General features: G+C 74.3%; 19 protein-coding genes. 7 read left to right on the top strand and 12 right to left on the bottom strand.

Annotation, left to right across the window (positions count from 1 at the left end; genetic code table 11):
• Positions 1-149 precede the first annotated feature (149 nt).
• Positions 150-566 carry a VOC family protein gene (locus CRP29_RS06435; protein ID WP_217991479.1) on the top strand — a complete coding sequence of 139 codons (417 nt, stop codon included), beginning with the start codon at positions 150-152 and terminating at the stop codon, positions 564-566.
• On the opposite strand, the gene CRP29_RS06440 is transcribed toward CRP29_RS06435, so the two are convergent.
• The 8 genes from CRP29_RS06440 to CRP29_RS06475 form a co-directional block, all read right to left on the bottom strand.
• Positions 563-928, bottom strand: coding sequence for a ribonuclease E inhibitor RraB (locus tag CRP29_RS06440; protein ID WP_097194262.1), 366 nt, complete (start codon positions 926-928; stop codon positions 563-565). The genes CRP29_RS06435 and CRP29_RS06440 overlap by 4 nt on opposite strands.
• A 149-nt stretch (positions 929-1,077) precedes the next feature.
• The gene (locus CRP29_RS06445) at positions 1,078-2,826 is read right to left on the bottom strand and encodes a proline--tRNA ligase (protein WP_097194263.1); all 1,749 of its coding nucleotides are present in this window, start codon (positions 2,824-2,826) and stop codon (positions 1,078-1,080) included.
• A 29-nt stretch (positions 2,827-2,855) separates the two neighbouring features.
• Positions 2,856-3,947 (bottom strand): amidohydrolase family protein, encoded by a 1,092-nt coding sequence (locus tag CRP29_RS06450; protein ID WP_245852543.1) that lies wholly within the window; start codon positions 3,945-3,947, stop codon positions 2,856-2,858.
• The gene (ffh, locus tag CRP29_RS06455) at positions 3,944-5,515 is read right to left on the bottom strand and encodes a signal recognition particle protein (RefSeq protein WP_097194264.1); all 1,572 of its coding nucleotides are present in this window, start codon (positions 5,513-5,515) and stop codon (positions 3,944-3,946) included. Before ffh ends, CRP29_RS06450 begins: the two co-directional genes overlap by 4 nt.
• A gap of 64 nt (positions 5,516-5,579) precedes the next feature.
• Positions 5,580-5,771 carry a hypothetical protein gene (locus tag CRP29_RS06460; protein WP_097194265.1) on the bottom strand — a complete coding sequence of 64 codons (192 nt, stop codon included), beginning with the start codon at positions 5,769-5,771 and terminating at the stop codon, positions 5,580-5,582.
• A gap of 39 nt (positions 5,772-5,810) precedes the next feature.
• The gene (locus tag CRP29_RS06465; protein WP_097194266.1) at positions 5,811-8,174 is read right to left on the bottom strand and encodes a [protein-PII] uridylyltransferase; all 2,364 of its coding nucleotides are present in this window, start codon (positions 8,172-8,174) and stop codon (positions 5,811-5,813) included.
• 100 nt (positions 8,175-8,274) lie between these two features.
• Positions 8,275-8,613 carry a P-II family nitrogen regulator gene (locus CRP29_RS06470; RefSeq protein ID WP_091980408.1) on the bottom strand — a complete coding sequence of 113 codons (339 nt, stop codon included), beginning with the start codon at positions 8,611-8,613 and terminating at the stop codon, positions 8,275-8,277.
• Complete coding sequence (locus tag CRP29_RS06475; protein WP_097194267.1) at positions 8,610-9,941, bottom strand: ammonium transporter; 1,332 nt, start codon at positions 9,939-9,941, stop codon at positions 8,610-8,612. The genes CRP29_RS06470 and CRP29_RS06475 overlap by 4 nt, the downstream gene beginning before the upstream one ends.
• A 240-nt stretch (positions 9,942-10,181) precedes the next feature.
• Between CRP29_RS06475 and CRP29_RS06480 the strand changes: the two genes are divergently transcribed.
• From CRP29_RS06480 to CRP29_RS06490, 4 genes are read left to right on the top strand one after another with little or no spacing between them, the layout of a single operon-like run.
• A complete protein-coding gene (locus CRP29_RS06480) occupies positions 10,182-10,877 on the top strand; it encodes an energy-coupling factor ABC transporter permease (protein WP_176522869.1) in 696 nt (231 codons plus the stop codon).
• Complete coding sequence (locus CRP29_RS22625) at positions 10,874-11,233, top strand: PDGLE domain-containing protein (RefSeq protein WP_176522870.1); 360 nt, start codon at positions 10,874-10,876, stop codon at positions 11,231-11,233. Before CRP29_RS06480 ends, CRP29_RS22625 begins: the two co-directional genes overlap by 4 nt.
• Before the next feature lies 1 nt (position 11,234).
• On the top strand, positions 11,235-12,017 hold the full coding sequence (gene cbiQ / locus CRP29_RS06485; protein WP_097194268.1) for a cobalt ECF transporter T component CbiQ: 783 nt from the start codon (positions 11,235-11,237) through the stop codon (positions 12,015-12,017).
• Positions 12,014-12,757: an energy-coupling factor ABC transporter ATP-binding protein gene (locus CRP29_RS06490; RefSeq protein WP_097194269.1), complete on the top strand. Its 744-nt coding sequence runs from the start codon at positions 12,014-12,016 to the stop codon at positions 12,755-12,757. Before cbiQ ends, CRP29_RS06490 begins: the two co-directional genes overlap by 4 nt.
• Before the next feature lie 101 nt (positions 12,758-12,858).
• On the opposite strand, the gene ftsY is transcribed toward CRP29_RS06490, so the two are convergent.
• A complete protein-coding gene (gene ftsY / locus CRP29_RS06495; RefSeq protein WP_097194270.1) occupies positions 12,859-14,058 on the bottom strand; it encodes a signal recognition particle-docking protein FtsY in 1,200 nt (399 codons plus the stop codon).
• A gap of 85 nt (positions 14,059-14,143) precedes the next feature.
• On the opposite strand from ftsY, the gene CRP29_RS06500 reads away from it, so the two are divergent.
• Positions 14,144-15,817: an alkaline phosphatase D family protein gene (locus CRP29_RS06500; RefSeq protein WP_097194271.1), complete on the top strand. Its 1,674-nt coding sequence runs from the start codon at positions 14,144-14,146 to the stop codon at positions 15,815-15,817.
• A 12-nt stretch (positions 15,818-15,829) separates the two neighbouring features.
• The gene (locus tag CRP29_RS06505; protein WP_097194272.1) at positions 15,830-16,648 is read left to right on the top strand and encodes an endonuclease/exonuclease/phosphatase family protein; all 819 of its coding nucleotides are present in this window, start codon (positions 15,830-15,832) and stop codon (positions 16,646-16,648) included.
• Positions 16,649-16,678: 30 nt separating this feature from the next.
• Here the strand turns inward: CRP29_RS06505 and smc are convergent, their stop codons facing one another.
• The 3 genes from smc to mutM form a co-directional block, all read right to left on the bottom strand.
• A complete protein-coding gene (gene smc / locus CRP29_RS06510; RefSeq protein WP_097194273.1) occupies positions 16,679-20,245 on the bottom strand; it encodes a chromosome segregation protein SMC in 3,567 nt (1,188 codons plus the stop codon).
• A 72-nt stretch (positions 20,246-20,317) separates the two neighbouring features.
• On the bottom strand, positions 20,318-20,506 hold the full coding sequence (locus tag CRP29_RS06515; RefSeq protein ID WP_097194274.1) for a hypothetical protein: 189 nt from the start codon (positions 20,504-20,506) through the stop codon (positions 20,318-20,320).
• Between the two features lie 149 nt (positions 20,507-20,655).
• Positions 20,656-21,576, bottom strand: a complete 921-nt coding sequence (gene mutM / locus CRP29_RS06520) for a bifunctional DNA-formamidopyrimidine glycosylase/DNA-(apurinic or apyrimidinic site) lyase (RefSeq protein WP_097194275.1) — start codon at positions 21,574-21,576, stop codon at positions 20,656-20,658.

Genomic DNA, 21,576 nt, shown 5'->3' on the forward strand with positions numbered 1-21,576 from the left:
GTGGTGTACTCCTCGAACGCAGTGTGGTTGCTCGCCGGGCGACGTGTGGGGTTACGCCGGGGCGGAGCGATGGACACGGCCGGAAACGGTGAGAGGGCCGCCACCGCCATGTTCGACCGACCATGATGCCAGATCCCGGAAGGAGCACCGTGGCCAGCACCGGTCCCCTGCACCACATCGAGCTGTGGGTGCCCGATCTCGCCCGCGCCCAGGCGTCCTGGGGGTGGTTGCTCACCCGGCTGGGCGCCGAGCCGTACCAGACTTGGGAGCACGGCCGGTCGTGGCGCTGGAGCCCCGAGGAGGGCGGCGTCTACGTCGTCGTGGAGCAGTCGCCGGCGCTCGTCGGGACGCGGCACGAGCGCCGCTCCCCGGGCGTGAACCACCTGGCGTTCCGCGCGGGCTCCCCCGCCGACCTCGACGCTCTGGTCGCCGAGGCGCCCCGGCACGGCTGGCGGCTGATGTTCGCCGACAAGCACCCGTTCGCCGGCGGTCCGGCGCACCGTGCGGCGTTCCTGGAGGACGCCGACGGTTACGAGGTCGAACTGGTCGCCGACCCGGTCGACTAGTCCGCGCGGTCGGCGTCGTCCTCGGGGTGGGCGGCCACCAGGAAGCCGCCCCAGCCGTCGTAGGTGCCGCCGTGCCGGTTCACGATGCCCACGACCTCGCGGGTGAAGGCGGCCGCCGTGGCGTGGTCGACGGCGGTCATGGCGCTGAACTCCAGCCACACCGTGAGGAACCGGCGGCGCAGGCCGTCGATGCGGTAGCCCGCGGCCACCAGCTCCTCCCCCGCCGCCTCGGCAGCGCGGCGCGACCGGAAATCGGCCAGGTGGTCGATCGGCCGGAGCTCGTGCACCTGGTCACCCAGGGCGAGGTTCTGCTCGACCACCTGAGCGCTCTGCGCGACCTGCTCCTCGACGTCCTGCGGCATGCCGAGAGGAGATCACGCGCTGCGCCGAACTGGTTGCCGCCCCGCCTGACGCCGTCCTCCCTCACGGGAGCGCTTCCTCCCTCACCGCGCACGGTGAGGGAGGAAGCGCTGGGATCAGGGGACCTGATCCCAGCGCGGGCCGAGGAACCTCAGCCGCGGGTGGCGGCCAGCACGCGGGCGCCGGCCTCGGCGACCGGCACCTCCTCGCGCTCGCCGGTCCTGCGGTCGCGCACCTCGATGACGCCCTCGGCCAGCCCGCGGCCGACGGTGACGATGGTCGGCATCCCGAGCAGCTCGGCGTCCTTGAACTTCACGCCGGGGCTGACCTTCGGCCGGTCGTCGTAGAGGACGGTGAGCCCGGCCGCGACCAGCTCGGCGGCCAGCGCCTCGGCGGCCTCGAAGACGGCAGCGTCCTTGCCGGTGGCGACGACGTGCACGTCCGCGGGAGCCACCGAGCGCGGCCAGACCAGGCCCAGCTCGTCGTGCGTGGACTCGGCGATGGCGGCGACGGCGCGCGAGACGCCGATGCCGTAGGAGCCCATGGTGACCGTGACGAGCTTGCCGTTCTCGTCGAGCACCTTGAGGTCCAGCGCCTCGGCGTACTTGCGGCCGAGCTGGAAGATGTGGCCCATCTCCACGCCGCGGGCCAGCTCCAGCGGGCCGGAACCGTCGGGCGCGGGGTCGCCGGGCAGCACCTCGGCGGCCTCGATGACGCCGTCCCAGGTGAAGTCCCGGCCGGCCACGAGGTCGAACACGTGCTTGCCGGCCTCGTTGGCGCCGGTGATCCAGCGGGTGCCGGCGACCACGCGCGGGTCGACCAGGTAGCGGATCTTCGAGTCGCTCTCGGCACCGAGCACCTGCGGGCCGATGTAGCCCTTCACCAGCGCCGGGTTGCCGGCGAAGTCGGTGAACGGCTCCACCTCGGCCGGCGCCAGCTGGGCCTCGAGGCGCTTGGCGTCGACCTCCCGGTCGCCGGGCAGACCGATGACCAACGGCTCGCGGCTGCCGTCGGGGTGCACGAGCGTCATGACGACGTTCTTGAGCGTCGAGGCCGCGGTGTAGCCGGCGTCCGGGAACAGCTGCTGGGCGACCGCGACCAGGGACTCGATGGTCGGGGTGTCGGGGGTGTCCTCGACGTGCGCGGCGGGCAGCCCGTCGAACGGGACCTCGTCCGGGACGACGGTGGTGACGGCCTCGACGTTGGCGGCGTAGCCACCGGGCGAGCGGACGAAGGTGTCCTCGCCGATCGCGGTCGGGTGCAGGAACTCCTCGCTCCGGGAGCCGCCCATCGCCCCGGACATCGCCGAGACGATCACGTACTCCAGGCCCAGCCGGTCGAAGATCTTGATGTAGGCGTCGCGGTGCAGCGCGTAGGACTTGTCGAGGCCGGCGTCGTCGATGTCGAAGGAGTAGCTGTCCTTCATCGTGAACTCGCGGCCGCGGAACAGGCCGGCGCGGGGACGCGCCTCGTCCCGGTACTTGGTCTGGATCTGGTACAGCGAGACCGGCAGGTCCTTGTAGGAGCCGTAGAGGTCCTTCACCAGGAGCGTGAACATCTCCTCGTGGGTGGGGCCGAGCAGGAAGTCGTTCCCGCGGCGGTCCTTCAGCCGGAAGAGGTTGGGGCCGTACTCGGTCCAGCGACCGGTGGCCTCGTAGGGCTCGCGTGGCAGCAGGGCCGGGAAGGCGACCTCCTGGGCGCCCATCGCGTCCATCTCCTCGCGGATGATGCGCTCGACGTTGCGGAAGACCCGGTAGCCCAGCGGCAGCCAGGTGAACCCGCCCGGGGCGGCCCGGCGGATGTACCCGCCACGGGCCAGGAGGCGGTGGCTGGCGACCTCGGCATCGGCCGGGTCGTCACGCAGGGTCCGCAGGAACAGGGTCGACATCCGGAGCAGCACGGAACGAGTCTCCCAGGCCTCGCGAACCCTTATCCGACGACCCGTCCGCGGAGCACGGTGCGCTGCGGCGACTGCAGCGTGTCCAGGTCGGCGCGGGGGTCGCGCTCGTAGACGACGACGTCGGCCACGGCGCCCTCCTCGATGCCGCGCAGCCCGAGCCACTCGCGCGCCTTCCAGGAGCCCGCGGCGAGCGCGTCCTCCGCCGGGATGCCCGCCTCGCACAGCGCGCGGATCTCGTCGGCGATGACGCCGTGCTCGATGCCGCCCCCGGCGTCGGTGCCCGCGAACACCGGCACGCCGGCCTCGTACGCGGCCCGCACGACCGCGCCGGAGTTCGCGTACAGCCGCCGCATCGTGCTCGCGTACGTCGGGAACTTCTTCTCCCCGGCCGACGCGAACCCGGGGAAGTTCTCCACGTTCACCAGCGTCGGGACGACGGCGGTGCCGCGCGCGGCCATCTCGCCGATGAGCTCCTCGGTCAGCCCGGTGCCGTGCTCGATGCAGTCGATGCCGGCCGCGATGAGCGCAGGCAGCGCGTCGGTGCCGAACGTGTGCGCGGTGACCCGCGCGCCCTCCTCGTGCGCGGCCGCGATCGCCGCCGCGACGACGTCGGCCGGCCACTCCGGGGCGAGGTCGCCGACCGAGCGGTCGATCCAGTCCCCCACGAGCTTGACCCAGCCGTCCCCGCGCCGGGCCTGCACGCGGGTCTGCTCGACCAGATCCTCGGGCTCGATCTCGATGCCCAGCCCGGGGATGTACCGGCGGGTGCGGGCGATGTGCCGCCCGGCCCGGATGATCGTCGGCAGGTCGGGCTCGTCGTCCAGCGCGCGGGTGTCCACCGGCGACCCGCAGTCGCGCAGCGCCAGCACCCCGGCGTCGCGCTCGGCCAGGGCTTGCTCGCGCGCCTGCGTCAGGTCCTCCGCGTGGAGGCCGCCGCGGAGGATCCCGACGTGGCAGTGCGCGTCGACCAGGCCGGGGATCAGCCAGCCACCGGTGCTGACCGTCTCGGCTCCCGACACGGGCTCGAAGGTGAACCTGCCCTCGCGCACCCAGACGTCACGGTGCTCGCCCTCGGGCAGCACCACCCCGGACAGGTGCAGCGGGGGCAGCGACTGGCTCACCGGCCGTTGCCGTCCTTGAACTGGTCGAAGTTCAGCTTGGTGAGGTCCGGCAGGCCCTGACCGGGGGGCAGGCTCGGCATCCCAGGGGGCATCCCACCGGGCATCCCGCCGCCGAACGCGCCGGGCGGCAGGCCGGGGCCACCGACCGGACGACGGGCCGGACCGCCCTTCCCCTTGCCCTTCTTCCCCTTGCCCTTCTTCGACTGCGCCTGCATCTGGCGGCCGCGGGCCTTCTTCGACATCGGCCCCATGCCGGGCATGCCCATGCTGCCGGCCATCTGGCCCATCATCTTCTGGGCCTGCCCGAACCGCTCCAGCAGCTGGTTGACGTCGGTGACGCTGACGCCGGAGCCGTTGGCGATGCGCACCCGCCGCGAGGCGTTGATGATCTTGGAGTTGACCCGCTCCTGCGGGGTCATCGACCGGATGATCGCCGCCGTGCGGTCCAGGTCCCGGTCGTCGACCTGCTTGAGCTGCTCCTTCATCGCCCCCGCGCCCGGCAGCATGCCGAGCAGGTTGGCGATCGGCCCCATCTTGCGGATCGCCATCATCTGCTCGAGGAAGTCCTCGAGGGTGAAGCCCTCGCGGGAGGCGAGCTTGCCCGCGATCCGCTCGGCCTGGTCGGCGTCGAAGGTCTTCTCGGCCTGCTCGATGAGGGTGAGCACGTCGCCCATGCCGAGGATGCGCGAGGCCATCCGCTCGGGGTGGAAGACGTCGAAGTCGGTGAGCTTCTCGCCGGTCGAGGCGAACATGATCGGCTGACCGGTCACGTGCCGCACCGAGAGCGCCGCACCACCTCGGGCGTCGCCGTCGAGCTTGGTGAGGACGACGCCGCTGAACCCGACCCCGTCCTGGAACGCCTGCGCCGTGGTGACGGCGTCCTGGCCGATCATCGCGTCGACGACGAACAGCGTCTCGTCGGGGTGCACGGCGTCGCGGATGTCCGCGGCCTGCTGCATCAGCTCGGCGTCGATGCCCAGGCGGCCGGCGGTGTCGACGACGACGACGTCGTGCATGGTGCGGCGCGCGTGGTCGATGGAGTCGCGGGCGACCTGCACCGGGTCGCCGACGCCGTTGCCCGGCTCGGGGGCGTAGACGTCCACCCCGGCCTGGCCCGCGACGATGGAGAGCTGGTTGACCGCGTTCGGGCGCTGCAGGTCGGCCGCCACCAGCAGCGGGGTGTGCCCCTGCTCCTTGAGCCAGCGGCCGAGCTTGCCGGCCAGGGTGGTCTTACCGGCACCCTGCAGACCGGCCAGCATGATCACCGTCGGCGACTGCTTGGCCAGCCGGATCCGGCGGGTCTCGCCGCCGAGGATGCCGACGAGCTCCTCGTTGACGATCTTGATGACCTGCTGTGCGGGGTTCAGCGCCTGGGAGACGTCCGCCCCGCGGGCGCGCTCCTTAACCGCGTCGATGAACGACCGCACCACCGGCAGCGCGACGTCGGCCTCCAGCAGCGCGATGCGGATCTCGCGCGCGGTGGCATCGATGTCGGCGTCGGTCAGCCGGCCCTTGCCCCGCAGGCCGGTGAAGACCTTGTCCAGGCGGTCGGAGAGGGTCTCGAACACAGCACGTCCTCAGCAGTTCCGGGCGCGAGCACGTCGCGCCGTCCGCACCGAGGGTATCGACGGACTAGGCGGCGTGCGTCAGGCCCGACGCGACGAGCTCCCGGACGTCGACGCCGGTGACCAGCGCCGCGCCGCAGTCGATGCAGGCCCACTCGGGGCAGAGCCCGCCGTCCTCGGTGTGCCCGTCCACGCACGACGGCTGCACGAACTCGCGCTCGTCGCCGCACTCGGAGCAGTGCCACAGCTGGGGGTCCATGTCCCGACCGTCGCACGGGGCACCGACAGCTCCGCGGACCTAGACCGGCGTGTCCGCCTCCGCGGCCGGGCGCAGGGCCCCCACGAGGGCCTCGTCGACCCGGCGGCGCTGCTCGGGGTCGACCGGGTCCCCGGAGGGGTTGGCGACGTAGAAGCAGTCCACGGCGTCGGCGCCGAGGGTCTCGATCCGGGCGGAGGTCACGTCGAGGCCCTCCCCCGCGATCGCCGCGGTCAGCCGGTAGAGCAGCCCCGCCCGGTCCCCCGCGCGCACCTCGACGATGCCGGTGGCCGCGCCGCTGACCTCGCCGTTGTGCCACGAAATCCGTGGCGGCGCGGACCGCACGCCGTCCTGGCGGTAGTCGACCTCCCGCTGCCGCAGCCGCTCGGCCAGCGGCAGGCTGCCCTCCAGCGCGGCGCGCACGCCGTCGGCGAGGATCTCCGGCACGGGGGCCCGGCCGAACCGCGGCCGGACGGCGAACACGCTCGTGGCGTGCCCGCCCTCGACGGTGATCTTCGCCGCCCGCACGTCGAGCTGGTTGAGCGCCAGGACGCCGGCGCAGGTGCTCAGCAGGCCCGGGCGGTCGGGGGCGCCGATGGTGACCTCCTGGCCGTCGGCGACGTCCTGGATGCCGACCGTGACCGGAGCGGTGGTGCCGGGGAGGGCCGGGGTCGCCGTGGAGACCTGCGGGGTCGTCGGGCTGAGCACCGCCGCGGCTTCCCCGAGCGGCGCCCCACCGAGCTTGGCCTGCACCCGGGCCACCAGCGCCGCCACCAGGTGGGCCTTCCACGGCGACCAGGCCGACGCGCTGGTCGCGGCGCCGTCGGCCTGGGCGAGGGCGTGCAGCAGCTGGAGGACGGCGGCGTCGGACCCGATGGTGTCCGCGACGCGGTCGATGGTCGCGGGGTCGTCCATGTCCCGCCGGGTCGCGGTGGCCGGCAGCAGCAGATGGTGGCGGACCAGCGTGCCGATGACGGCGACGTCGGTCTCGGCGAAGCCCATGCGGGTGGCGATCGTCGCGGCGATCGGCTCGCCGACCTCGCTGTGGTCCCCGGGCCAGCCCTTGCCGATGTCGTGCAGCAGCGCGGACACGAGCAGCAGGTCGGGCCGGTCGACGTCCCGGGTCAGTTCGGCCGCGGCGGCCGCCGCCTCGACGAGGTGCCGGTCGACGGTGAACCGATGCCAGGGGTGGCGCTGCGGCAGCGAGCGCACCCGGTCCCACTCGGGGATCAGCCGGGACAGCAGCCCTTCCTGGTCGAGCTGCTCGAGGACGGCGACGGCGGAGCGCCCGCTGGCCAGCAGGCGGAGGAACGACCAGCGCACCTCCGGCGGCCACGGCTCGGGCATGGCCTGGCTGTGCACCGCGAGCACCTTGAGCGTGTAGGGCGACAGCAGCAGGTCCGCGCGGGCGGCGGCCGCCGCGGCGCGGAGCAGCAGGCCGGGGTCGGCGGCCGGGCGGGCGTCGCGGGCGAGGACCACCTCGTCGCCCTGGCGCACCACGCCCTCGGCCAGCGGTTCGCGGCGCACCCGGCGGTAGCGGCTGCGCGGCCGGCGCACCAGCGCGGCCTCCACCCGGCGCCAGGTCTCGTCGGCGACGAAGGCCAGCCGGCGGCCGGCGAGGCTGACCTCGCGCAGCAGCGCGTCCTCCCCGGACAGCCCGAGGGCGTCGGCGACCGGCCGCTGCTCCTGCCGCACCAGGACGTCGCTCGGCCGGCCGCTGCGCCGCCGGAGCTCGTCGCGGACGTCGAGCAGGAAGGCGTAGGCCGTCTCGACCTCGGCGGTGGGTTCGTCGGCGAGCTGGGCGGCGGCGACCGCGCGCAGCACCTGGCCCTCGCGCAGCCCCCCGTAGGCCTCCTTGAGGTCGGGCTCGAGCAGGAACGCCAGCTCGCCGACCTGGCGGGCGCGTCCCCGGCGCAGGTCGCGCAGCGCCGGCAGCAGCCGCGAGGCGGCCTGCCGCCAGCTGCTCAGCGTGGCGGTCCGGAGCCGGCCGGCCAGCTCGGCGTCGCCGGCGACCAGCCGTGCGTCGAGCAGCCCGAGCCCGGCCTTGACGTCGGTGGAGGCGACCGCGACCGCCTCGGCCACCGAGCGCACGGAGTGGTCCAGCCGGACGCCGGCGTCCCAGATCGGGTACCAGAGCGCATCGGCGATCGCGGCGATCTCCGGCCGGCCGTCGTGGACGAGGACCAGGTCCAGGTCGCCGTGCGGCGGGAGCTCGCGGCGGCCGAGGCTGCCGACGGCGATCAGCGCCAGGCCCTCGGTGCCGCTGCGGGGCGGTGCGCTCCCCCGCTTGGCCAGCGGTGGCGGCGTCCCGGCGACGGCGTCGTCCAGCAGTCCGGAGAGCCAGCCGTCCACGACCTGCACGCGCTCGGCGCGGGGCAGGTCCGGCAGCGCGGCGGTGTCCAGCACGCGTCCCCCTCGGGTGGAGCAACAGCAGGAAGTGCGTCGGCCGGGGTGGTGGGCGGTCCTCCCACCACCCCGGCCGACGGGTGTGCTCAGTGGTGCTGTGTCAGAGCGCGTCGTCCCCGCGCTCGCCGGTACGGACCCGCACGATCTCGTCGATCGTGGTCACCCACACCTTGCCGTCGCCGATCTGCCCGGTGGACGCGGCCTCGACCACGGCGTCGACGACGCGGGCGGCGTCGAGCTCGCTGACGACGACCTCGATGCGGACCTTCGGCACGAAGTCCACCTGGTACTCCGCGCCCCGGTAGACCTCGGTGTGGCCCCGCTGGCGGCCGAAGCCCTGGACCTCGCTGACGGTCAGTCCGGCGACGCCGATCAGCTCGAGGGCGTTCTTGACGTCGTCGAGCTTGAAGGGCTTGACGATGGCGGTGACGAGCTTCATGCCAGGGTCCTCTCGGTGTTGCGGGCCTCGGCACGTGCCTGGCCGGACAGGGGGGCGGTGGAGCCGCTGCTGCCGAGGGAGGCGAAGTCATACCCCGACTCGGCGTGCACGACGTTGTCGATGCCGGTGATCTCGTCCTCCTCGCTGATCCGGAAGCCGATCGTCTTCTGGATCACGGTGCCGATGATCCACGTCAGCACGAAGGAGAAGACCAGCACGGCCAGCGCTCCGACGACCTGGCGCCAGAGCTGGTCGACACCGCCACCGTAGAACAGTCCGTCGATCCCCGAGGGCGAGTCCGCCGAGCCGAGGAAGCCGATGGCGACGGTGCCCCAGAGGCCTCCGACCAGGTGGACGCCGACGACGTCGAGCGAGTCGTCGTAGCCCAGCTTGTACTTGAGGCCTACGGCCAGGGCGCAGAGCGCACCGGCGATGACACCGATGATCATCGCGCCTATGGGCGAGACCGCGGCACAGGCCGGGGTGATCGCGACCAGGCCGGCGACGACACCGGACGCGGCACCCAGCGAGGTCGAGTGGCCGTCGCGGATCTTCTCCACCAGCAACCAGCCGAGGGTGGCCGCGGCCGTGGCGACCAGGGTGTTCACCCAGGCGACGGAGGCGGTGTTGTTCGCGGCGAGGGCGGAGCCGGCGTTGAAGCCGAACCAGCCGAACCACAGCAGACCGGCGCCGATCATGACCAGCGGGAGGTTGTGCGGGCGCATCGCCTCGCGGCCGAAGCCGCGCCGCTTGCCCAGGACCAGGGCGAGGGCCAGGCCCGCCGCACCGGCGTTGATGTGGACCGCGGTGCCGCCGGCGAAGTCGAGCGCGGCCAGGTCGTTGGCGATCCAGCCGCCGACCACCTCGTCGACGTCGAAGGCGAAGACCCAGTGCGCGACCGGGAAGTAGACGACGGTCGCCCAGATGCCGGCGAAGACCATCCACGAGCCGAACTTGGCCCGGTCCGCGATCGCACCGGAGATCAGGGCGACGGTGATGATGGCGAAGACGGCCTGGAAGCCGACGAAGGCCATGACCGGCAGGCCACCCTCCTCGCCGGTGGTGTCCTCCATCAGGCCCTTCAGGCCGAAGAACTCACCGGGGTCCCCGAGCAGGCCGCCGCCGATGTCGTCGCCGAAGGCCATGGAGTAGCCGTAGAGAACCCACAGGATGCTGATCAGTGCCAGCGCCCCGAAGCTCATCATCATCATGTTCAGCACGCTCTTCGCGCGGACCATGCCGCCGTAGAAGAGCGCGAGGCCTGGGGTCATCAGCAGCACGAGCGCCGCGCTGGTGAGGATCCAGGCGGTGTCGCCGGTGTTGACCACGGCAACCTCCTGAGTGGGTCGTCGGCCGGGGGGCCGTTCGGTGGCGCCGGCCCCTCCGGGTGGGAGGGCGACGTGGCGTTCACCGTGCCGGGCGCGTGTTTCCGCTGGCAGCGCCCGCTTGTTTCGCAGCCGTGAACTCCGCACCGCGTGTTCACCACCCACGTTGCGGCCGTGTTGCCGAGGGCTCGGAACCCCTCGGCAGGTGGCTAGTTGCAAACGATGTGCAATAAGGTGGACGTCGTGCACGTACCCGACGGCTTCCTCGACGCCCCCACCTCCGTCGCCACCGGCGTGCTCGCCGCGGGCACCGTCGCGCTGGCACTGCGCAAGGCGCGCGAGGAGCTGGACGAGCGCACCGCGCCGCTGGCCGGCCTCACCGCGGCCTTCGTCTTCGCGGTGCAGATGATGAACTTCCCGGTCGGCGCCGGCACCAGCGGCCACCTCATCGGGGGCGCCCTGACCGCCGTCCTCGTCGGCCCCTGGACCGCGGTGCTCTGCATGACCGTCGTCCTGCTCGTCCAGGCGGTGCTGTTCGCCGACGGCGGCCTGACCGCGCTGGGCACCAACGTCACGCTGATGGCCCTGGTGGCCGTCGGCGTGGGTTACGGCCTGTTCCGCCTGCTGGTGGCGGTGCTGCCCCGGACCCGGACCGGCTTCCTGATCGGGGCCGGGGTGGGCGCCTTCGCCTCCGTGCCCCTCGCGGCGCTGGCCTTCGTGGCGCTGTTCGCCGCCGGCGGCGTCGCCGACATCTCCCTCGGGGCGGTGGCGGCCACGATGGGTGGCATCCACGTGCTCATCGGTCTCGGCGAGGCGGCGATCACCGTGGTCGTGCTCGGGGCCGTGCTCGCCGCCCGGCCGGATCTCGTGCACGGGGCCGCACACCTGCGGAGCGCCGACGCGCTGCTCCGCCGTCCCGAGGTGGTGGCGCCGCGATGACCTCCCGCCGCCGGACCACCGGCTTCCTGCTCGTCGGCCTGCTCGTCGCCCTGGTCGTCGCCGGCATCGGCAGCTACTACGCCAGCAGCTCCCCCGACGGCCTGGAGTGGTCGGCCGAGAAGGAGGGCTTCCTCGACACGGCGGAGGACAGCGCGACCGCCGACTCCCCGCTCGCCGACTACTCGGTCTCCGGCGTGGACGACGGCCGGCTCTCCGGTGGGCTCGCCGGGGTCATCGGCGTCGCCGTGACGCTGGTCCTCGCCGGCGGGATCACCCTGCTGGTCCGCCGCCGGCACGACACCGCGGACGAGCACGCCGACGCCGACGCCGGGCCCCCGCCCACCTCGAGGTCCTGACGTGGGCGCCCGCCACGGCGGTGCGCTGAGCGCCCGCTACGTGGCAGGCACCAGCCCGGTGCACCGGCTGGCGCCGCAGGTGAAGCTGGTCGCCGTCCTCGCCTACGCGCTGGTCGTCGTCGCCACGCCGGTGCACGCCGGCTGGGCTCCGTGGGCGTACGCCGGCTACCTGCTCGCCGTGCTCGCCGCCGCCGCGGTCGCGGGCGTGCGACCGGGCCGGCTGGCCGCAGGCCTGGTCGTGGAGACCCCGTTCGTCGTCTTCGCCCTGCTGCTGCCCTTCGTCACGCGCGGGCCGCGGGTCGAGGTGCTCGGGCTGTCCCTGTCCGAGAGCGGCCTGCAGACCGGCGGCGCACTGCTGGCCAAGGCCACGCTGTCGGTGCTCGCCGCCACCGTGCTCGCGGCGACCACCGAGCCGCGGGAGCTGATGCACGGCCTCGAACGGCTCCGGCTGCCGTCGGCACTGGTCCAGATCCTGGGGTTCATGATCCGGTACGTCGACGTGGTGAGCGGTGAGCTGCACCGCATGCGGGTGGCCCGCGAGTCCCGTGCCTTCGACGGCCGGCGACGCGGCGCGCTCCGCGTGGTCGGGGCGGCGGCGGGAGCGCTGTTCATCCGCTCCTACGAGCGCGGCGAGCGGGTACACCTGGCGATGCTGTCGCGCGGCTACACCGGCCGGCTGCCCCGCGGGCCGGTCGCCGCCGTCCCCTCGCGGGACTGGCTCACCGGGCTGAGCCTGCCCCTCGCCGCGGGGGCCGTGCTCGCGACGGGGATGCTGCTGGGGTGAGCACCGCCCCCTCCCTGCTGGTCGAGGACGTCGCCTTCGCCTATCCCGACGGCCACCAGGCGCTGTTCGGCGTGGACCTGCGCATCGAGCCCGGCGAGCGGGTCGCGCTGCTCGGCCCCAACGGGGCGGGCAAGACGACGCTGGTCCTCCACCTCAACGGCATCCTGCGGCCCGGGCGCGGCAGCATCAGCGTCGCCGGGCTGCCGGTCACCAAGCAGAACCTGCGGGAGATCCGCAGCCGGGTGGGGATCGTCTTCCAGGACCCCGACGACCAGCTGTTCATGCCCACCGTGGGCGAGGACGTGGCCTTCGGCCCGCGCAACCTCGGGCTGCCCGAGGCCGAGGTCGCCGCGCGCGTGGCCACGGCGCTCGAGCAGGTCGGCATGGGCGGCTACGCCGACCGGCCGCCGCACCACCTCTCGTTCGGGCAGCGCCGCCGGGTCGCCGTCGCCACCGTGCTGTCCATGCATCCCGAGATCCTGGTGCTCGACGAGCCCTCGTCCAACCTCGACCCGGCCGGCCGCCGCGAGCTCGCCGAGGTGCTCGAGTCGCTCCCGGTGACCCTGCTGATGGTCACCCACGACCTGCCCTACGCGATGCAGCTGTGCCCGCGGTCGGTGGTGCTCGACGCCGGCGCGGTCGTCGCCGACGCCGGCACCCGCGAGCTGCTCGCCGACCAGCAGCTGCTCGCGGCGCACCGGCTCGAACTGCCCTACGGCTTCGACCCGACTCGGACCTGACCAGCAGCTCCCGCCGGCGTCAGCCGACGATCACACTGGTCGGCTTCCGCCCCCGCTCCGCTCCTCGCTCGCTGGCGCTCGCTGCGATGCTCCCGCCGGCGTCAGCCGACGATCGCCTCCGCGAAGGCGCGCGGCTCGAACGGCGCCAGGTCGTCGGCCCCCTCCCCCAGCCCGATCAGCTTCACCGGGATGCCGAGCTCCTGCTGCACGCGGACGACGATGCCGCCCTTCGCGGTGCCGTCGAGCTTGGTCAGCACCACGCCGGTGACCTCCACCGCCTCGGTGAACACCCGGGCCTGGACGACGCCGTTCTGCCCGGTCGTGGCGTCGAGCACCAGCAGCACCTCGGTGACCGGAGCCTGCTTCTCCACGACGCGCTTGACCTTGCCGAGCTCGTCCATCAGCCCCGACTTGGTGTGCAGCCGGCCCGCGGTGTCGACGACGACGGTGTCCACCTCGGCCTCCACGCCGGTGCGCACGGCCTCGAAGGCCACCGACGCCGGGTCGCCGCCCTCGCGGCCCCGGACGGTGAGCACGCCGACGCGCTCCCCCCAGGTCTCCAGCTGGTCGGCGGCGGCGGCGCGGAAGGTGTCGGCCGCGCCGAGGATGACGCTCTTCCCGTCCCCCACGAGCACCCGCGCGATCTTGCCGACCGTCGTCGTCTTGCCGGCGCCGTTGACCCCCACGACCAGGACGACGCCGGGGCGCCCCTCACGACGATCGGTGCCCAGCGTCCGGTCCAGGTCGGGCCCGAGGACGCCGGTGAGCTCGGAGACCAGCAGCTCGCGCAGCTCCGCGGGCGACGCGGTGGCCAGCACCAGCGACTGGGTGCGCAGCCGCTGGACGATCTGCGTGGTCGCGGAGATGCCGACGTCGGCGGCCAGGAGGGTCTCCTCGATCTCCTCCCAGTCGTCCTCCGTCAGCTTCTCGCGCGCGAGCACCGTGAGCAGGCCGCGGCCCAGCGAGGACTGCGAGCGCGCCAGCCGGGAGCGCAGCCGCACGAGGCGGCCGGCCGAGGGCGGCGGCGTCTCGAAGACCAGTCCGGGCTCGGCCTCCGCCGGCGGCAGCTCGACGGTCTCCGGGGGCAGGCCGAGACCGGACGCCGTCGATCCGGAGGGCGTGGGGGGCGCGGTCGGCGCCGTCGGCGCCTGGGTCTCGGGCGGCCGCGGGCGGGTGAGTGTGGTGCCGGCGACGGCGTCGTCGTCGAGGCGGGTGGTGCGCCGTCCCCGCCCGACGAGCAGGCCGATGCCCACGAGGAGCGCGACGACGAGGATCGCGATCGCGATCAGCACGAATTCCATGCCCGGAGTCTCCCAGTCCGCGGCGGTCCCGCCGAGGCGACTCCCGGCGCAACCGTTTCCCAGGTCGATGCGTCAGGCTGGGCCCATGTCAGCCACCGGACCGAGCGAACCCACCCTCCTGCTCGGCCCCCTGCTGCGGCACGTCGACCCGGTCTCGGCGACCGTCTGGGTGGAGACCGACCGCCCCTGCCGGGTGGAGGTCCTCGGGCGGTCCGCGCGCACGTTCTGCGTCGCCGGCCACCACTACGCGCTGGTCGTCGTCGAGGGGCTCGAGCCCGGCAGCACCACCCCCTACGAGGTGCTCCTCGACGGGGCGCTGGTGTGGCCGCCCGCGGACACGGAGTTCCCGCCGAGCCGCATCCGGACGCCGGGCCGCCCGGGGCCCTTCCGCCTGGCGTTCGGCTCCTGCCGGTACGCCAGCCCGCGCACCGTCGAGGACAGCGAGGGCATCCCGCCCGACGCGCTGGACCTCTACGCCCAGCAGATCGCCGGGCAGCCCGAGGACCGCTGGCCCGACGCGCTGGTGCTCCTGGGCGACCAGGTCTACGCCGACGAGCTCACCACCCGCACGAAGTCGCTGCTGCACCGCCGGCGGGACCGGAGGACCGAGGAGAAGTCCCCGGACGACCAGGTCGCGGACTTCGAGGAGTACACGGGGCTGTACTACGAGTCCTGGCTGGACCCCCAGGTGCGGTGGCTGCTGTCGACCATCCCGTCCTCGATGATCTTCGACGACCACGAGATGATCGACGACTGGAACACCTCGGCCGCCTGGCGCGCCACCGTCGCGCAGGAGCCGTGGTGGCGCAGCCGGATCACCGGCGGCCTGGTCAGCTACTGGGTGTACCAGCACCTGGGCAACCTCAGCCCACAGGAGCTCGCCGAGAACGCGACCTGGCAGTCGATCCAGGACATGGCCGACGACGACGACGTCCGGGACGCCGAGCCGATGCTGCGCCGCACGGCCGAGCTGGCCGACGCCGAGCCCGCCACGATCCGGTGGAGCTTCGTGCGGCACTGGGGCGACGCCCGGCTGATCATGGTCGACAGCCGGGCCGGCCGGGTGCTGGAGGAGCAACACCGCCGGATGCTCGACGAGGACGAGTTCGCCTGGGTCGAGGCCGCGATGCAGCGCGCCGTCGACGAGGGCGTGGAGCACCTGATCCTCGGCACCTCGCTGCCGTGGCTGCTGCCGCACGCGATCCACAACCTCGAGCGGTGGAACGAGACGCTCAACGTCCGCCACCACGGGCACTGGCGCGGCCGGCTCGCCGAGAAGATCCGGCAGGGCGCCGATCTGGAGCACTGGGCGGCGTTCGGGCACTCCTTCGAGCGGCTGGGCGCCGCGCTCACCGCCGTCGCCCGCGGGGAGCAGGGCCGGGCTCCGGCCACGGCGCTGGTGCTCTCCGGCGACGTCCACCACGCCTACGCCGCCGAGCTCGTGCGCCCCGAGGGTCTGGCGGCACGGGTGCACCAGCTCACCGTCTCCCCGCTGCACAACCAGGCACCGCACCCGATCCGCGTCGGCTTCAAGATCGGCTGGAGCCGGGCGGCCCGCCGGTTCACCGAGCGCCTGGCGCGGCTGGCCAAGGCCGAGCCGACCGAGCTGGAGTGGAGCAAGCAGTCCGGGCCGTTCTTCGGCAACCAGATCGGTGAGCTGGTGCTGGAGGGCCGTGAGGCGCGCTTCCTGCTCTCGGTCTCCGAGGTCGGCGACGACGCCCTGCGGCAGGTGCTGGACATGCCGTTGTCCGATGCCTGAGAGGCTGGACGGGTGACCGACGACCCCTTCGGCATCCGTCCCGCCCCCGGGCCCGACCAGCCGCCCATCCCGGTGCGGCTGGTCAGCTTCAACACCCACCACGGGGTCGGTGAGGACTCCCGGCACGACCTGCCGCGGCTGGCCAGGGTGCTGGCGTCCGCCGACGCCGACGTCATCTGCCTGCAGGAGGTCGACCGCTGGTTCGGCGAGCGCAGCGAGGACGTCGACCAGGCGCTGCTGCTCTCGCGCGCCCTGGACATGCAGCTGGCGTGGGGCCCGGCCATCGACGAGCCGCACCCGGGCGAGAGGCCGCGCCGTCAGTACGGGAACGCGCTGCTCTCCCGGCTGCCGATCCTGATCAGCGACGTCCACCGGCTGCCCGGCACCGGCGAGCCGCGCAGCGCCCTGCGCACCATGCTCGAGCTCGACGGCGGCACCCTGTGGGTGACCGCGACGCACCTGACCACGCGCTCGGCGCAGGAGCGCGCCGAGCAGGTGGCCGCTCTCGCCGCGCTGCACACCGAGCAGATGGCCTCCGGCGTCCTCGTCGGCGACTTCAACGCCCGTCCCGACGCGCCCGAGCTGCACCCGCTGCGCGAGCGCTTCACCGACGCCTGGGAGCTGGCCGAGGACCGCGGAGACCAGGCCGGCTGGCGCTTCTGGCAGCGCGACGAGGGGCACACCCACCCGGCGCGGTCACCCCACCGCCGGATCGACCAGGCGTGGGTGTCGGCCGGCGTCACCGTCGCGAGCGCCCGCGTCCTCGACGCCGAGGGCGCGTCGGACCACCTGCCGCTCGTCGTCGACCTCCGGATCCCGTCCGGCGTATGAGGGCAGACATGGCCATTTCTGCCCTCGAGGTCAGGCGGCGGGGAGCTCGCGCAGCCGCTGGCTGATGACGCCGGTGATGCCGTCGCCGCGCATGCTCACGCCGTAGAGGGCGTCGGCGATCTCCATCGTCCGCTTCTGGTGGGTGATGACGATCAGCTGGGACGTCGACCGCAGCTGCTCGACCAGCGTGAGCAGCCGGCCGAGGTTGACGTCGTCGAGCGCCGCCTCGACCTCGTCGAGGACGTAGAACGGCGAGGGCCGGGCCCGGAAGATCGCCACCAGCAGCGCGACGGCGGTCAGCGAGCGCTCGCCACCGGAGAGCAGCGAGAGCCGCTTGACCTTCTTGCCCGGCGGGCGCGCCTCCACCTCGATGCCGGTGGTGAGCATGCTGTCGGGCTCGGTGAGCACCAGCCGGCCCAGCCCGCCCGGGAAGAGGGTGGCGAACACGCCCTCGAACTCGCGGGCGACGTCGGCGAACGCGGCGGCGAAGACGTCGTGGATGCGGTCGTCGACCTCGCGGACGACGGTGAGCAGGTCGCGGCGGGTGCTCTTGAGGTCCTCGAGCTGGGTGGCCAGGAAGGTGTGCCGTTCCTCCAGCGCCGCGAACTCCTCCAGCGCCAGCGGGTTGACCTTGCCGAGGGTGGCCAGGTCTCGCTCGGCACGGGCCGCGCGCCGCTCCTGGACCGACCGGTCGTAGGCGCTCGGCGCCGGCGGCTCCTCGCCCGCTGCCTGCGCGGCCGCCTCCTCCGCCTGGGACGGCGGCACCGGCGCGGCGGGCCCGTACTCGGCGACCAGGGTGGGCAGGTCGACGCCGTACTCCTCGGCCGCCCGGCCCTCGAGCGCCTCGATCCGCAGCCGCTGCTCGGCGCGGGCCACCTCGTCGCGGTGCACCTCGTCGGTGAGCCGGTCCAGCTCGGCGGTCGCCGCCCGCACCCGGCCGCGGACCTCCAGCAGCTCGGCCTCGGCGGCGGCCCGGCCGGTGGCCAGCGCGTCCCGCTCGGCGGCGGCCCGCGCCAGCGACGTGCCCAGCGCGACCAGCGCGCGCTCGGCGTCGGCCCGGACCCGCTCGGCCACGGCGGCACCGCGCTCGCGGGACGCCCGGGCCGCGGCGGCGCGCTCGCGGGCGGCGCGCTCCTGCCGGGCCTGCCGACGCAGCGACTCCGCCCGGCCGGACAGCGCCCGAGCGCGCTCCTCGGCGGTGCGCACCGCCAGCCGCGCCTCGGTCTCCGCCTGGCGGGCCGCGGTCACCTCGGCGCGCAGCCGGTCGCGCTCCTCGGTGGGCGGCTCCTCCTCGACCGGCGCCGCCTCGGCCTCGGCCAGCCGGGTCTGCAGCCCGGCGAGCGCCAGCTGGGCCTGCTCGAGGTCCCCCTCGGCGCGGACGCGGGCGGCCTCGTGCCGCTCGGCCTCGGCTGCGGCGGAGCGCGCGGCGGCGCCGAGCTCGGCGAGCTCGGCGGCGACCTTCGACCGGCCGCGGTCGGCGGCCTGCCGGGCGGCCTGGGACGCGTCCACCTCGGCGGAGCGCGCGCGGGCGGCGTCCCGGGCGGCGGACAGCTCGTCGGCCAGCGCGGCGGCCCGGGTGATCGCACCGCGCAGCTCGCCCTCGGCCTCGTCGACGCGGGCCCGCACCTCGAGGTTGGACGGCGCGTCCCGCTGACCGCCCAGCGCCCAGTCCGCGCCCAGCAGGTCGCCGTCGGCGGTCACGGCACGGACCCGGGGGTGGGTGCCGACCAGCTCGACCGCCGCGGGGAGGTCGGGCACGAGGGCCACCCGCTCCAGCGCCCGGGCCAGCGCCGGGCGCAGCTCCTCGGGCGCCTCGACCGCGTCCAGGGCCCAGCGGGCGCCGGCGGGCAGCTCGGGCCACCCGTCCCGGGGCACGGGTGGGAGCCCGCCGGTGACCAGCAGCCCGGCCCGGCCGCCGTCGGTGGTCTTCAGCCGCTCCAGCGCACCGGCGGCGCCGGCCACCCCGGACACCACGACGGCGTCGGCCATCCCGCCCAGCGCGGCGGCCAGCGCGACCTCGTCGCCGGGACGGACGGTGAGCCGGTCGGCGACCGGCCCGAGGATCCCGGGCAGCCCGGCCCCCAGCACGGCCGCGGCACCGTCGGCCGGGGTGAGCCCGAGGGCCAGTGCGTCGCGACGGGCCTGCCAGGAGGCGCGGTCGCGCTCCGCGGCGCGCTCGGCGGCAGTCAGCTCGGTCACGGCCTTCGCGGCCGCGGTGTGCGCAGCGACGGCGTCCTGGTGCGCGGTGACCAGCGCGACGTCGGAGTCCTCCTGCTCGGCCACCGAGGAGCGCCGGTCGGCCAGCCGGTCGGCGGCGGCCTCCGCCCGCTCGGCCGCCTCGGCCGCGGCGCGCGCCAGCCGCTCGATCTCGGCCTGGCCGGCGCTCACCTTCGACTGCGCGGCCGCGACCTGACCGGACAGGCGGGCCAGGCCCTCGCGCCGGTCGGCCAGCGCGCGGGCGGCGGCGACCCAGGCCTTCTCCGCGTCGGCGAGGGCAGCCTCGAGCCGTCCCCGGTCGGTGACGACCGCCGCCAGTCGGGCCCGCTCGGCCTCCAGGCCCGCGGCGAGCTCGGTCTCGTTGGCCGCGACCCGGTCGGCCTCGGCGTCCAGCTGGTCGGGGTCGCGGCCCGCCGTCTCCGCGGGAGCCGGCGCCGACAGGTGGCGGGACCGCTCGGCGGCGAGCGAGGCCACGCCGCGGAACCGCTCGGTGAGGGCAGAGAGCCGGTACCAGGTGTCGGAGGCGGCGGCGAGCCGCGGCGCGCTCTCGGCCAGGCCCGACTCCAGCTCGCCCTCGCGCAGGGACACCGTCGCCAGGCCCTGCTCGACCACGCTGCGGCGCTCGCGGGCGGCGTTCTCGTCGGCGACGTCCTTGTCGAGGGCGTCGCGCAACTGGACGAGGTCGTCGGCCAGCAGTCGCAGGCGGGCGTCGCGCAGGTCGGCCTGCACCCCGGCGGCCCGGCGAGCGACCTCGGCCTGCCTGCCCAGCGGCTTGAGCTGGCGGCGCAGCTCGGCGGTGAGGTCGGCCAGCCGGTCGAGGTTGGCCTGCATCCCGTCGAGCTTGCGGAGCGCCTTCTCCTTGCGCTTGCGGTGCTTGAGGACGCCGGCGGCCTCCTCGATGAAGGCGCGACGGTCCTCGGGCCGGCCGGAGAGGACGGCGTCGAGCTGCCCCTGGCCGACGATGACGTGCATCTCGCGGCCGATGCCGGAGTCGCTGAGCAGCTCCTGGACGTCGAGCAGGCGCACCTTGTCGCCGTTGATCTCGTACTCGCTCTCGCCGGAGCGGTACATGCGGCGGGTGATCGAGACCTCGGTGTACGCGATCGGCAGCGCGCCGTCGGAGTTGTCGATGGTCAGCGTGACCTCGGCGCGGCCCAGGGCCGGCCGGCCGGCGGTGCCGGCGAAGATGACGTCCTCCATCTTGCCGCCGCGCAGGCTCTTCGCGCCCTGCTCGCCGAGGACCCAGGCGATGGCGTCGACGACGTTGGACTTACCGGACCCGTTGGGGCCGACGACGGCGGTGATGCCGGGCTCCAGCCGGAGCGTCGTCGCGGACGCGAAGGACTTGAAGCCCTTGAGCGTCAGGCTGGAGAGGTGCACGGAACGGGGAGCTTAGTGCCGCGGCACGCTCGGTAGGGGTGCAGCGGGGCCGGTGGTGCGGGTGGGACGACGTCAGGCGAGCGCGGGCTCGTTGTCACCGGTCAGCGAGAGCAGTTCGTGGGCGATGGCGGCGTCGCGCTGGGAGCGCAGCTCGTCGAGCTCCAGTTCCAAGCGGCGCACCTTCGCCCGCAGCGCCGCGTTCTCCTCGACCAAGCGGAGCTGCGCGGGGGCGACGATGTGACCGAACAGGGCCTTGGCCATGACTGGAGCGGCCTTTCAGACAGCGAGAGGGTGAGCCGGCGCCCCGGGATCCGGTCGGCGCGGCTGTGGTGGTACAAGCGTGACAGCCCCGCAGACGCAGGTCAACGGCCACCCTGCCCGCCCCCCGTGTCGGGGGCGTGTCGGATTCGTCACTCCGCGGAAGGTCGGGCCTTGCGCGTCCGAGCGGTCGACGTCCGCGGTCGCGGCTGGCAGACCGGGCAGCTGTAGCTGGAGCGGTTCATGAACGACTCCCGGCGGATCGGCGTCCCGCAGCGGGGGCAGGGACGGTCGAGCTGGCCGTAGACGGCGAGGAAGCGGGAGAAGTAGCCGCTCTGCCCGTTGACGTCGACGTACAGCGAGTCGAAGGAGGTGCCGCCCTGCGCCAGCGCCTCGCCGAGCACGTCGCGGACGCCCTCGATCAGGTCGGCCACCTGGCCGCGGGTGAGCTTGTCGGTCGGCCGGGCGCCGTGCAGCCGGGCCCGCCACAGCGCCTCGTCGGCGTAGATGTTGCCGACGCCGCCGATCAGCGTCTGGTCGAGCAGGGCCCGCTTCACCTCGGTCCGGCGGCGGCGCAGCGCCGCGGAGAAGGCGTCGACGTCGAAGCCCTCGTCGAGCGGGTCGATCGCGATGTGCGCCAGGCGGGCCGGCACGGTGTCGTCACCGTCCCCGCCCACCCCGAGCTCCTCGACGACCAGCCCGCCGAAGGTCCGCTGGTCGACGAAGCGCAGCTCGCGGCCGCCGTCGGTGAAGGTGAACCGGGCCCGCAGGTGCGTCTCGTCGGGAGCCGAGGGCTTCTCGACCAGCAGTTGCCCGCTCATGCCCAGGTGCCCCACCAGCGCGCGGCCGCTGGGGGTGCCGTCGGCGTCGGCCAAGGGCAGCCACAGGTACTTGCCGCGGCGGTGGGCGGCGGTCAGGGTGCGGCCGGTCAGCGACTCCACGAAGTGGTCGGCACCCTCGAGGTGACGGCGGACGGCGCGCGGGTGGTGAACCTCGACGCGGGCGACGGTGCGCCCGGCGACCCACTGCTCCAGGCCCCGACGCACCACCTCGACCTCGGGCAGCTCCGGCAC

It is taken from the genome of Blastococcus aggregatus, from assembly GCF_900221005.1.
In the GTDB taxonomy this organism is placed as follows: Bacteria; Actinomycetota; Actinomycetes; order Mycobacteriales; family Geodermatophilaceae; genus Blastococcus; species Blastococcus aggregatus.

Excerpts from the sequence above, each read along its gene's own strand:
- CRP29_RS06440 (WP_097194262.1), bottom strand. The coding sequence starts at position 928 with ATGCCGCAGGACGTCGAGGAGCAGGTCGCGCAGAGCGCTCAGGTGGTC.
- CRP29_RS06460 (WP_097194265.1), bottom strand. The coding sequence starts at position 5,771 with ATGGACCCCCAGCTGTGGCACTGCTCCGAGTGCGGCGACGAGCGCGAG.
- CRP29_RS06470 (WP_091980408.1), bottom strand. The coding sequence starts at position 8,613 with ATGAAGCTCGTCACCGCCATCGTCAAGCCCTTCAAGCTCGACGACGTC.
- CRP29_RS22625 (WP_176522870.1), top strand. The coding sequence starts at position 10,874 with ATGACCTCCCGCCGCCGGACCACCGGCTTCCTGCTCGTCGGCCTGCTC.
- ftsY (WP_097194270.1), bottom strand. The coding sequence starts at position 14,058 with ATGGAATTCGTGCTGATCGCGATCGCGATCCTCGTCGTCGCGCTCCTC.
- CRP29_RS06500 (WP_097194271.1), top strand. The coding sequence starts at position 14,144 with ATGTCAGCCACCGGACCGAGCGAACCCACCCTCCTGCTCGGCCCCCTG.
- CRP29_RS06515 (WP_097194274.1), bottom strand. The coding sequence starts at position 20,506 with ATGGCCAAGGCCCTGTTCGGTCACATCGTCGCCCCCGCGCAGCTCCGC.